Source organism: Frateuria sp. GZRe12, assembly GCF_051900535.1.
Lineage (GTDB): Bacteria > Pseudomonadota > Gammaproteobacteria > Xanthomonadales > Rhodanobacteraceae > Frateuria_A.
On record NZ_JBHZGI010000005.1, the window covers coordinates 212,787 to 225,449 of the forward strand.

The 12,663-nt window shown below is 66.1% G+C and carries 8 protein-coding genes; 6 read left to right on the forward strand and 2 right to left on the reverse strand.

What is annotated here, in order from left to right; translation table 11 throughout:
* Positions 1 to 9: 9 nt before the first annotated feature.
* From ACFWZ4_RS13190 to ACFWZ4_RS13215, 6 genes are all read left to right on the forward strand, one after another.
* On the forward strand, positions 10 to 855 hold the full coding sequence (locus ACFWZ4_RS13190; protein ID WP_439705138.1) for an ABC transporter permease: 846 nt from the start codon (positions 10 to 12) through the stop codon (positions 853 to 855).
* Positions 845 to 2,245, forward strand: a complete 1,401-nt coding sequence (locus tag ACFWZ4_RS13195; protein WP_439705139.1) for an ABC transporter ATP-binding protein — start codon at positions 845 to 847, stop codon at positions 2,243 to 2,245. Before ACFWZ4_RS13190 ends, ACFWZ4_RS13195 begins: the two co-directional genes overlap by 11 nt.
* Entirely contained in the window at positions 2,242 to 5,580 is a 3,339-nt protein-coding gene (locus tag ACFWZ4_RS13200; protein WP_439705140.1) for a glycosyltransferase, read from the forward strand. Before ACFWZ4_RS13195 ends, ACFWZ4_RS13200 begins: the two co-directional genes overlap by 4 nt.
* 45 nt (positions 5,581 to 5,625) lie before the next feature.
* Positions 5,626 to 6,738: a non-hydrolyzing UDP-N-acetylglucosamine 2-epimerase gene (gene wecB / locus ACFWZ4_RS13205; protein ID WP_439705141.1), complete on the forward strand. Its 1,113-nt coding sequence runs from the start codon at positions 5,626 to 5,628 to the stop codon at positions 6,736 to 6,738.
* Between the two features lie 81 nt (positions 6,739 to 6,819).
* Positions 6,820 to 8,622, forward strand: a complete 1,803-nt coding sequence (locus ACFWZ4_RS13210) for an LTA synthase family protein (protein WP_439705142.1) — start codon at positions 6,820 to 6,822, stop codon at positions 8,620 to 8,622.
* 67 nt (positions 8,623 to 8,689) lie between these two features.
* Positions 8,690 to 9,961 carry a glycosyltransferase gene (locus ACFWZ4_RS13215; protein WP_439705143.1) on the forward strand — a complete coding sequence of 424 codons (1,272 nt, stop codon included), beginning with the start codon at positions 8,690 to 8,692 and terminating at the stop codon, positions 9,959 to 9,961.
* Positions 9,962 to 9,981: 20 nt separating this feature from the next.
* Here the strand turns inward: ACFWZ4_RS13215 and ACFWZ4_RS13220 are convergent, their stop codons facing one another.
* Positions 9,982 to 11,493, reverse strand: coding sequence for a hypothetical protein (locus ACFWZ4_RS13220; RefSeq protein WP_439705144.1), 1,512 nt, complete (start codon positions 11,491 to 11,493; stop codon positions 9,982 to 9,984).
* Positions 11,494 to 11,512: 19 nt separating this feature from the next.
* Positions 11,513 to 12,661, reverse strand: a complete 1,149-nt coding sequence (gene rffA / locus ACFWZ4_RS13225) for a dTDP-4-amino-4,6-dideoxygalactose transaminase (protein WP_439705145.1) — start codon at positions 12,659 to 12,661, stop codon at positions 11,513 to 11,515.
* Positions 12,662 to 12,663 lie beyond the last annotated feature (2 nt).

The window sequence follows — 12,663 nt, forward strand, 5'->3', positions numbered from 1 at the left end:
GATGACCCCGTGAAAAACGCTGTCCTATCGTCCTCCGCCGCCGGGCCCTCCTGGCTCCAGCGGGGGCCTCTGGCTGCCCTAGGCGCCTACCGATCGCTTACCTGGGAACTGGCCAAGCGCGACGTGCTCGGACGCTACCGGGGCGCCAGCTTCGGTCTGCTGTGGTCGCTGTTCAGCCCGTTCCTGATGCTGCTGGTCTACTCGTTCGCGTTCGGGTTCGTGATGAAGGCGCGCTGGCCGGAGGCGGAAGCCGGCGGCATCCATTACTCGATCATCCTGTTCATCGGCCTGATCGTGCACGGCTTCTTCGCCGAATGCCTCAACCGTGCGCCGAACCTGATCACGACCAACGTCAACTTCGTCAAGCGGGTGATCTTCCCGCTGGAGATCCTGCCCTGGCCGATGGTGATGTCGGCGCTGTTCCACACGGGCATGAACGTCCTGGTGTTCCTGGCGCTGCACCTGTTCCTGGATCACCAACTGCCGTGGACGACCGTGCTGCTGCCGGTGGTGTTCCTGCCGCTGGTGGTGCTGACGCTCGGGGTCTCCTGGCTGCTCGCCGCGCTCGGGGTGTACCTGCGCGACATCGGCCAGGTTACCGGTGTGCTGGCCACCGCGATGCTGTTCCTGTCCACCGCGATGTTCCCGGTGGATGCGCTGCCGTCGAACTGGCGCTGGATGCTGCAGATCAATCCGTTGAGCTTCATCATCAACCAGGCCCGCGCGGTGACGCTGTGGGGAACCTTGCCGGACTGGCAGGGGCTGGCCATCTACACGACTGGCGCGCTGGTCGTGCTGCTGGGCGGCTACACGGTCTTCGGTCTGACCCGGCGGGGGTTCGCCGATGTCATCTGAGCTCGGCATCCGCGTCGCAGGTGTCCATAAGTCTTTTCCGATCTACGAGCGACCGGTACACCGGCTGCTGCAGATGCTCTCGCCGCGCAGCGCCAAGCAACGGTGGTTCCGCCAGTTTCATGCGCTCAAGGGCATCGATCTGGAAGTGCGCAAGGGCGAGACGCTCGGCATCGTCGGACGCAACGGCTCGGGCAAGTCGACCTTGCTGCAGATCATCTGCGGAACGCTTGAACCCTCCGCCGGAACGGTCGAAGTCCAGGGGCGCATTGCCGCGCTGCTCGAACTGGGCGCCGGCTTCAATCCCGATTTCACCGGGCGCGAGAACGTGTTTCTCTACGGCACGGTGCTGGGGCTGACCCGCGCCGAAGTGCACGCGCGCTTCGACGACATCGCGGCCTTCGCCGACATCGGCGATTTCATCGACCAGCCGGTGAAAACCTACTCCAGCGGCATGTACGTGCGCCTGGCCTTCGCCGTGGCGATCAACGTCACGCCGGACATCCTCGTGGTGGACGAGGCGCTGTCCGTCGGCGACGAGGCGTTCCAGCGCAAATGCTTTGCGCGGATCAACCGCATCCGCGACGACGGCGCGACGGTGCTGTTCGTTTCCCATTCGGCCGGCGTGGTCACGCAGCTGTGTGACCGCGCGATCCTGCTGGACCGTGGCGAACTGCTGCTGGACGGCGTGCCGAAGTTCGTCGTTTCGCGCTACCAGAAGATGCTGTACGTGCCGGCCGAACGCGCCGAAGCCGTGCGCGAGGCCATCCGCGCCGAGCGCGAGGACGCGCTGGAGCCCGAGGCGCCCGCGCTGTCGGCGATCGACGAGAGCGACGCGCAACTGGTACGGCAGGCATCGCCCGACGCCGCGATGCCGCGCAAGGCGGCCGAGGACTGGTTCGACGAGGGCATGACGCCCAAGAGCACCATGCGCTACGACGAACGCGGCGCCACGATCATCGATCCGCACGTCGAGTCGCTGGACGGACGGACGGTCAACGTGTTGCGGGCGGGGCGGGACTACGTCTACACCTATCGCGTGCGCTTCGATGAGGCCATGCGTGGCGTCCGCTGCGGTATGTTGATCAAGACCCTCACCGGCCTGGAGCTCGGCGGTGCGGCGAGCAACCTGGCTCGCCAGCCGATTGCCCAGGTCGAAGCCGGCGGCATGGTGGAGGCTCGCTTTCGCTTCCGCTGCCTGCTCGACGGAGGCACGTACTTCTTGAACGCCGGGGTGCTGGCCATGGTGGGTGAGCAGGAGACCTATGTCGACCGGCTGATCGACGCGGCCATGTTCCGCGTGCTGCCCCAGCCGGAGCGCCTGGCCACCGGCTTCGTGGATTTCTGCGTGCAGCCCTCTGCATGCGTCTTAGGGACCGAGCTTGCTTCATGAACGACCTTCCCAGCCCCACCCCGCGGCGCGCCATCCTGATCGTCGGGATGCACCGCAGTGGTACCTCGGCATTGACCCGCGTCATCAACCTGCATGGCGTGCCCCTCGGTCGCCAGCTGCTTGAGGCGGCGTTCGACAACGAGGCCGGCTTCTGGGAAAACCAGGCGGTCGTGCGGCTGCACGAGCGCATCCTGGAGCACCTCGGCTCCAGTTGGGACGATCCACGCGAACTGCCCTCGGGCTGGCTGGACGAGGTCGAGGGGGCCGGCTATCGCGAGGCGCTGGTGGCGGTCATCCGCGAGCAGTACGGCGACACCCCCCTGTGGGCGGTGAAGGACCCGCGCCTGTGCCGGTTCCTGCCGCTGTGGTTCGACGTGCTGGCGGAGCTTCAGATCGAGCCCCGGCTGGTCTTCGCGGTGCGCCATCCGGCCGAGGTGGTCGGTTCGCTCGTGCGCCGCAACGGACTCTCGCCGTCGGTGGCATCCATGCTGTGGCTTCGGCACCTGGCCGAACCGCTCAAGGCTTCGCACGACCGTGTGCGTTGCATGGCCGATTACGAGGGATTGCTGGCCGATTGGCGCAACTGCATGGCGTCGCTGGGCGAGTGCCTGTCCGTGGAATGGCCGACCGGGTCTGCCGCCGTCGCGGACGACGTGCACGCCAACCTGCGACTGGACCTCAAGCACCAGCACGCCAATGTGGCGGAAGAGCTGCTGCCGGCGTCGTGGCGCGCGGCCATCCTGGGCATCCATGCCGAAAGCCTGGCCCTGGTGAAGGGCGAGCTCGAATGGACCGCGCTGGAACACTCGGTCGATGCGTTCCTCGACCGCCTGGCGTTCGCCTCGCCCCTGATGGCCCAGGTCCAGGTGAAGTCGCGACTCGATCGCCTCGAAGGCGAGCTTGTCGCCCTGCAGGAGGCCAGTGACGTCTATCGCGGCGAAGCGGAACGCCTGTTCGCCGAAAGCAGCGCCTCGCGCGAGGAGGCGGCCGCGGCGTTGAACGAGGCGGCCAGGGCGAAGGAGGAAGCGGCGAAGGCGAAGCAGGAAGCCGAGCGCATCCGCAAGCTCGCGTTGTTGCACGAGGAGGATGCCTGCGAGCACGAGGAACGGGCGCTGCGCCTGCAGGAGGAGGAACTCCGCGAAGTGGAGGCTGCCCGCCGGGAGGTCGCGCGCGCGAAAGCGCTGCTGGTGGCCGCTCGCGGGGAACTGGCCAAGCGCCAGGCGCGGATCCATACGCTGGAGCTGGCGCGCCAGGAACTCGATATCATCAAGGGCAGCCGGTCATGGCGCATGACGCGTCCGATCCGGCTGGCCATGCGTCTGGTGCGAGGCCGCGGACGGCTGGGCGAGGCCGATCGCGAGCAACTGATGCGGCTGCTGGGTCGCCGCGCGGTTCCCACCGTCATGGCGCCGGGCGAGATCGACGCACCGCCGACGCTTCCGCCGCTGGCGCCCCAGGCTGACGGCTGCCGCGACGTGTTCGTGTGGTCCGTGATCGACTGGCATTTCCGTATCCAGCGTCCGCAGCATCTGGCCCGGGAACTGTCACGCGAGGGGCACCGCGTGTTCTACGTGTCGTGCCAGTTCGTCGATTCCGGCGACGCGGGTTTCCACGTCGAGCCGCTGGACGAAGCGGGTCGTCTGTTCCGCGTGCAGTTCAATCTTGCCGGCACGCCCGGCATCTACCACCAGGTGCCGACGCCCGACGTGCATGAGCAGCTGCGCGAAGGCCTGGGCAAGCTTCTCGCCTGGACGTGCAGCCGTTCCTGCCTGTCGCTGGTGCAGCATGCGTACTGGCTGGAGCTGGCGCGCGAGTTGCCGAACCTTCGGCTGGTCTACGACTGCATGGACCACCACGGCGGCTTCGACGAGATCGGTCCCGCGATGCTGGCCCGCGAAAACGAGCTGATGCGCACGGCCGACCTGCTGGTGGTCACCTCGCAGTGGCTGTACGACGAAACCAGTCCACTGAACCCGCGCACGCTGATCGTGCGCAACGCCTGCGAGTACGCGCATTTCGCCACGCCTGCCGAGCCCTGCTTCCGGGACGAGCGCGGGCGGAAGATCATCGGCTACTACGGCGCCATCGCCGAATGGTTCGACCTGGAACTGCTCGAAGCGGTCGCCAGGAAATTCTCCGACTGCCTCGTGCTTATGGTCGGCAGCGACACCGTCGGTGCTACTGACCGGCTCCGGCATCTGGACAACGTGCATTTCACCGGCGAGGTGCCGTACGACGCGCTGCCGTTCTACCTGACCGCATTCGACGTCTGCATGATGCCGTTCCAGGTGATCCCGCTGACGCTCGCCACCAACCCGGTGAAGGTGTACGAGTACCTCAGCGCGGGCAAGGACGTGGTGGCCATTGACTTGCCTGAAATGGCCCAGTTCCACGGCCTGGTGCGCACGGCCGGCGACCACGAGGGCTTCCTCGAACAGGTGGCCCTGGCGTTGGCGGCGGGCCCGGATGCCGAACTCGCGGCGCAGCGGCGCCAGTTCGCCTCGGAGCAGACGTGGGAGCACCGCGTTCAAGACCTGAGGGCGGCGATGGATTCGCTGCCGGAGCCGCGGGTCTCGGTCGTCGTGGTCACGTACAACAATCTCGACCTGACCAAGGCCTGCCTGCGCAGCCTGGAGCTGTACAGCGACTATCAGAACCTCGAAATCATCGTTGTCGACAACGCATCCTCGGACGGCACGCCAGCTTTCCTCACCGAGTGGGCCACGCGGGGCGAAGGGCGCCGGGTGATCCTCAATCCGGACAACCGCGGTTTCGCCGCGGCGAACAACCAGGGCCTGGCCGTGGCCGAGGGCGACTACCTGGTGATGCTGAATAACGACACGCATGTCACGCCGGGCTGGGTTGCAACGCTGGTGGCGCACCTGCGGCGCAATAGCGCGCTCGGGATGATCGGGCCGGTGACCAACAACATCGGCAACGAAGCACGCATCGACATCCGCTACGAGGACATGGACGGCATGCTGGGGGCGGCGGCCGACTACACCGCGCGGCACGTCGGCCAGCTCACCACGCTGCGCACGGCCGCGTTCTTCTGCGTGATGCTGCGTCGCGAGGTCTACGAAAAGGTTGGCCCGCTGGACGAGGCGTTCGGCATCGGCTTCTTCGAGGACGACGACTACTGCCGCCGCGTCGACCAGGCGGGCTGGTCGATCGCCTGCGCCGAGGACGTGTTCATCCATCACCATCTTTCCGCCTCGTTCAATAAGCTCAAGCAGGAGCGCCGCGCCGAGCTGTTCGCGCAGAACAGGGCGCTGTACGAGAAAAAGTGGGGACCGTGGGAACCGCACCGCTATCGGCCCGGCATGCTCGGCTGACATTCCTGTCCCGTCTCCGCACCGCATTCATTCCCAGGTTGATCCATGGCAAGTACGCCCAAGCACATCGTCTGCATCGTCGGCACCCGCCCGGAAGGCATCAAGATGGCGCCGCTGATCAAGGCCCTGCAGCGGGAGCCCTGGGCACGGGTGACGGTGCTGGCCACCGCGCAGCACCGCGGCCTGCTGGACCAGGTGCTGGCGCTTTTCGGCATCGTGCCGGACGTGGACCTGGACATCATGCGTCCGGGCCAGGCGCTGCCTGAACTCACCGCCCGTCTCATCACCGGCCTGGACGAGAAGTTCGGCGAGCTGGATCCACACGTGATCCTCGCCCAGGGCGACACCACCACGGTGATGGCCGCGGCGATGGTCGCCTTCTACCGGCGCGTGCCTTTCGGCCACGTGGAAGCAGGCCTGCGCACCCATGACCTGGGCAATCCGTTTCCCGAGGAAATGAACCGACTGCTGGCCGGCCACCTGTCGCGATGGCACTTCGTACCGACCGAGCGCGGCCGGCAGAACCTGCTGCGCGAAGGCATCGATGGCGCCGCCATCCACGTCACCGGCAACACGGTCGTCGATGCGTTGCTCGAGGTGGCGGCCACCGGTCGCACGCTCGACCTGCCGCTGGATCCGTCAAAGCGCCTGGTGCTGCTCACCGCCCACCGCCGCGAGAACTTCGGCGAGCCCTTGCGCGAGGTCTGCCGCGCGGTGCTGGAACTGGTCGAGCGCCACCCGGATATTGAAGTGCTCTATCCGGTCCATCCCAACCCCAACGTTTTGGCGGTGGCTCGCGAGCTGCTCGGTGGCCGCGAGCGCATCCATCTTTGCGAACCGCTGGACTACGCGCCGTTCGTCGAGGTGCAGAAGCGCGCGTACCTGATCCTCACCGACTCCGGCGGAGTGCAGGAGGAGGCGCCCGCCTTGGGCAAGCCGGTGCTGGTCATGCGCAACGAAACCGAACGGCCCGAAGCCGTGGACGAAGGCGTCGTGCGACTGGTCGGCACCGACCGCGAGCGCATCGTGGCGGAAGCCAGCCGGCTGCTGGATGACGCCGATGCCTACCGGCAGATGGCGCGTGGCGTGTCGCCGTACGGCGACGGCAAGGCCTCCGCGCGCATCGTCGGGGTCCTGCGCGAAGCGCTGGCCTCCTGAGGCACGGGCGCCCGGCCGCCCGACCCGGACCAGTTGTATCTTGTTGTAATATTTCCGCTTTTGCGGGCAGGGGAAAGCGACATGATGCAGCCTGAAGGGCGCATGCGGCGGGTGTGGCAATCGACGGCACTGCGGACATGCCTGCGCCTGGTCGCGCTGTTCGCCGTGCCGTTCGCGCTGGTGTGGTGGCTGGATCCCGCCATCGCGAAATCGCCCGGCATCCTGTGGTGGCGCAACGCGTTGCCCGTGGTGTTGCTGGCGTTGCTCATCCTGGCGCTCAGCGGCCGCGCGCTGGTCACCTCGCTGCTGATCGGTGGTCTGCTGATTGCCGTGTTCCGCGTCAATGCAATCAAGCAGCTCAATATGAACGAGCCCTTGTTGCCCGGCGACGTGGTGTTGAAGGACCAGTTGGCGAACAATCTGGAATTCTTCGGCCGCTACCTCGGCCATAGTGCATTGCCGTGGATCGCCGCGGTGATCGGCGTGCTTGCGCTTTTCTGGCTGTGGCGCTTCGAGCGGCACAGCCGGCTCGCCTTGTTGCCGCGCCTGGCTTCGTTGCTGGTTGCGCTGGTGGGCCTGGTCGCCTTGTTTCACGGCGACGGCCCTTTCCGCACGGCATACGCCGATGGGCACATGCCCAGCTTTCCGCTCTGGCATCCCATCGAGGGCGTCCGGCGCGATGGACTGATGGCAGGCCTCGTGCGCCTGTCGCAGGAAGCGCGGGTAACCATCCCGACGGTCGATGCCGCGCCTGTGCACAAATTCGTTTCGGTGCATGCCAAGGAGCTGAAGGCGCGCACCGAACGTCCGGTGCCGGCGGAGCTTCCCGACATCGTGATCGTGCAGAGCGAGGCGTTCTTCGAACCCGGCCTGCTCAAGGGCGTGGAGTTCGGCGATTACGCACCGAACTTCGCTCGCCTGTCCGGCCAGGGCATCAGCGGATCCCTCGATACGCCCGCTTATGGCGGCGGCACGATACGCACCGAGTTCGAGACGCTTACCGGTTATCCGGTGCAGGCATTCCCCGCAGTGGCCTACCCGTACTACGGACTTGCGGCCAGTTGGATGCCGAGCATGCCGCGACGGCTGCACGAGTTCGGCTACGAGACGCGGCTTCTGCATCCGTTCAAGAGCAGCTTCTGGAACCGCGCGCAGGTGATGCCGTTGCTGGGCTTCGGGCACACCGACTACGAGGAGAGCTTCAAGGGCGCCGCGCATGCCGGCTACTACGTCGGCGACCAGGCGTTGTTCGAGCATGTGCTCGGCACGCTGGAAAAGCACACCGACAAGCCGCAGTTCGTCATGGCCATCACCATGGAAAACCATGGCCCCTGGGGGAGCGACGTCGGCGAGTTCGGAAAGATCCTCAAGGATAGGCCGATTCCCCAGGGGCTCTCGGACAGCGCCCGGCTCGAGCTCACCCACTACCTTTCGCACCTGGTTAACGGTGACCGCGCGCTCGGCGATTTCGCTGCGCGGCTGCTCGCGAGGCCACGCTGGACGGTGCTGCTTTTCTACGGGGATCATCTGCCCTCGCTGCACCACGCGTTCCAGGAAGTCGGCTTCGACGATGGACAACTGGGTCCGGCACAACACACCCGCTATATTCTGCTCTCGAACAGGAGCCTGCCCGCACGTACGCTGGACATCAACGCGTATGACCTCCCGGGATTGGTCTTCGACACGGTCGGACTGCCGGAAGGCGGCTACCTCGCAATCGAGGCCCAGGTGCGCAAGACCATCCAGGAGGCGCCCGAGGAACAGGCCCCCGGCTACGGCCAGGTGGTATTCAACGCCGCGCGATTGGCCGTCAACTGCCGCAAGACGCTGACGATTGATGCACGCTGCCCGGCAGGACCAGGCGGGGCGACCGGAACTCACTAGCGGCGACGACCGGCCCGGGGCGGCCAGCGGGCTGCTTTCGGCAACGCCAGCAACCGCAGTCCAGAACATGCGCATCCTACTGATCGCCTACCACTTTCCACCGCTTGCCTCGCCGCAGGCGATCCGCTGGTACTACCTCACCCGTGAGCTGGCGAGACAGGGCGCGTCGGTGCATGTGCTGGCACCCGACCTGCCGGGTACGCCCGGCACCTCATTGCCGGTGCCCGAAGGAGTGGTGGTGCATCGCTGCCATGCCGGCGGGTTGGCTGGATGGACTGCGCGCACGCGCAGGGCCGTAACGCCAGCCGCGGGCGCCCGGGACAGGCAGCCTCCGGTCGTCCGGCTTAACTGGAAGGGGCGCCTGTACCGTCGCCTGGACTGGCTGATCTCCCTCTACTGCTACCCCGACGGCCGGGGCCAGTGGCTAGGCCCAGCGCGGCGCGCGCTCGATCGTCTGATCGACGAAATCGCGCCGGATGTGCTCATCAGCTCGCACGAGCCGCCGGCGCCGCTGCAGCTTGGCCTGGAGGTGGCTGACCGCGTACCGGTATGGCTGGCCGATCTCGGCGATCCGGTATGGGCGCCCTACACCCCCAGGCGCTGGCGACGGCGTGCCTTGAGGCTGGAGCGGGAAACCTGCCGCAGGGCCGCAGTAAGCGTCACGACGGAGGCTACCCGCCAGCTGATGATCCGCCGGCACGGGGTGGACCCTTCCAAGGTGCAAGTGCTCACCCAGGGTTTCGACGATTCGCTGCCGGTCGCCATACCCTTTGGCCCCGCAGGGCCCGTTGGACCGCTGCATCTGCTGTACGCGGGCCGGTTCTACCCCTTCCGCAGTCCCGCGGCCCTGCTGGAGGCGGTCTGCGCCACGCCCGGCGTGCGCCTGACGGTCGTGGCCCCGGAAGTGGATACCGAGTACCTGGCGATGGCCAAGCGCAGTGGCGGGCGCATCGTCTTCCTTGGCGAGCAGCCGCACGAGGCGGTGTTGCGCATGCAGCTGGAGTGCGACGTGCTGGTGAACATCGGCAATGCACTGGAGGCGCAGATCCCGGGCAAGCTGTATGAGTATCTCGGCAGCGGCAAGCCGATCCTGCACCTGGCCTCCACCGGCGAGGACCCGGTCGTTCCGCTGATTGCCGAGTGGGGCGTGGGTTGGTCGTGTTCGAACAGCCCGACCGCCATCGGCGAGCTGTTGGCCAGGATGGCGGATGCCTTTCCCACGATGCAGGCGCAACTTCGCCTCGACCCGGCGCAACTGAGGGCGTTCGGCTGGTCGGGCCTTGCCGAGAGTTTGCTGCAACGCTGCCGCCGGCTCTTGCAGGCGGCACGCGCGGACTGACAGGCCGCCGCCCCGGCGGGTCAGTATGCCGGCGGTTTCCTCATCATGCGGTTGGCGCGCTGGAACTCCGGCGAGAACACATTGAGCCGATTCGCCTGCAGCAGGTGAATGAGATCCCGGCGCTTCTGCTCCGGATAGCCACAGACGGTGAGCAGCGGCAGGCACTTCTCCGGAGGCAACGTGCCATGGTCGGCCATGTACCAGATCTGCCGTGCCATCTTCTGGTGGTAGAGCGCCCCATACGGCGCGCTCTGCCATGCCTCCGTGGAGTACGGGATTTGCAGCGCCACCAAGGCGACGCAGGCAATGGCCACGAGCGAACCTTTCATCCGCGCGGGCGCTTCTGTCGTGCGCACGTCACCGGCACACATGAGCAGCAGTGCGATGAGATTGAAACCATAGAACATGACATAGCGCGACTGGTTGAGATAACCATTGCCGTACGTGGGGATGCGGCCGTAGATGATGCCCGCGAGCAGCGCATAGAAGAACAACATCAAGAGCACACCGACGAACATGGGTGCGTTGATGGGACTCTCGCGGAGCGCGCGCCACCAGAACCACAGGTGCGCAAGCGCCAAAGCTATGCCGATGGTTATCTGGATCGGCATCGCAAAGGACCCGATCAGGGACTTGAGTGGAAGGATGTGGGCGAAGGAGGATGCCAATGGAATGACCCACCATTGCCACCAGCCACCATCGGCAAATGCACTGGCCAGCTTGGCCACCCTTACGCCAAGCGGCATGCCCGAATAATGCGGAACGTGATAAAGCATCGATAGGGCAATGCGGCCTACCACCAGGCACAGCAGCAAAACCAGCGCGCATTTCCAGGCATGGGTCCGGACCGGCGGGGAACGAAGCGCCACGATCCCCACGGCCAGCCAGGCAGCCGCCGTGGCGAGCATCGCGGTATCGTCGGCCGCCAGGTCCAGAGCTAGCGCCGACAGCAGCAGCCAGCCGAGAGCGCCGTGTGCAAGCCCGCGCCATAGCGCCATACAGAACGCGAACAGCAACACGTAGGTCGTATACGCACTGCAGACCAGCGGCCACGTCCAGACCCCTGGACTGTTGAGCGAGAGGACCACGGCGACAGCAGCGGCCCACAACAGCACCGGGCTTGCCACTGCAGGCCCGTCCACCCACCGCATGATCTTCCGCAACATCAGCAGGCAAAGCAGTGCGCAGGTGACTCCGAGCAAGGCCTCCGTGCGGAAGTCGAGATGGAAGTAGTTCAGCTCCCAAAGCAGGATCAGCTTGCGCAATGGCTGTGCATGATCCAGCCCGATCCGGCGCGCGAAGTAGTCACCGACCGTCAGCGTCCCGTCCAGCGCCTTGCGCACGAAGGTATCGAGGAAATACCACGCGTCGCTGGAGACGACCGGATTGCTGTAGTTGACGACGAAGGCGGTGATGTTCGCGCACGCCACGACCAGCACCAGCCAGCCCCAGGCTTCCGGTGTACCGCCCAGCGTGGCCCATCCGACCCAGGGGTTTATTCCTTTGGCGCTTCGTGGTGTGTGCAGTTCCATGGTTTCCCCAACTGACTGCTCAAGCTGTCCGTTCAACCGCCGACGCCAGCGCTTGCTGCGCCGCGGCCAGGACCTCATCGAGGTGCTCCTCAAGACCAAGCCAAAGCGGCATGCGCACCAGGCAGTCACTGACCCGGTCGGTAACCTCCATCGACCCTGATACGCGGCCCAGCCGCTGTCCCGCCGGCGACGAATGAAGCGGAATGTAGTGAAAGACGGCAACGATGCCCTGGTCACGAAGGCTCTGGATGAAACGCGTGCGCACGTCGAGGTTGGGGAGCAGCAGGTAGAACATGTGCGCGTTGTGCACGCATTCGCCGGGAATGACCGGTCGGCGGACCATCCCCGCGGCTTCCAGCGGACCAGCCCACTCGTAGTAGCGATCCCAGATCGCCAGGCGCCGCTTGGTGATCGCTTCGGCCGCTTCCAGCTGGGCGGAAAGGAACGCGGCGATGATCTCGCCCGGCAGGTACGAGGAGCCCGTGTCCACCCAGGTGTACTTGTCAACCTGTCCGCGGAAGAACTTGCTGCGGTTGGTGCCCTTCTCGCGGATGATTTCAGCGCGCTCGATCAGATCGGGCCGGTTAACCAGCAGCGCGCCGCCTTCGCCGGAAATGACGTTCTTGGTCTCATGGAAGCTCAGCGCCCCCAGCGCGCCGATCGAGCCCAAAGGCTGCCCGCGGTAGGTGGACAGGATGCCCTGCGCCGCGTCTTCGATCACTACCAGGTCATGGCGCTGCGCAATCGCCATGATCGCGTCCATCTCGCACGACACACCGGCATAGTGGACCACGCAGATCGCGCGGGTCTTCGGCGTGATCGCCGCCTCGATCAGGCGCTCGTCGATGTTCAACGTATCCGGGCGGATGTCGACGAACACCGGCGTCGCACCGCGCAGAACGAACGCATTCGCCGTCGAGACAAAGGTGAACGAGGGCAGGATGACCTCGTCGCCCGGCTCCAGGTCGAGCAGCAGTGCCGCCATTTCCAGCGCGCCGGAGCACGAGTGGGTCAGCAGCGCCTTGCGGCATCCGGTGTTCTGTTCCAGCCACGCATGGCAGGCCTTGGTGAATTCGCCATCGCCGGACAGGTGTCCCTTGGCGTGCGCCTCGCCGATCCGGGCCAGTTCCTGGCCGGTCATGTAGGGCCGGTTGAACGGGATCTTCATCT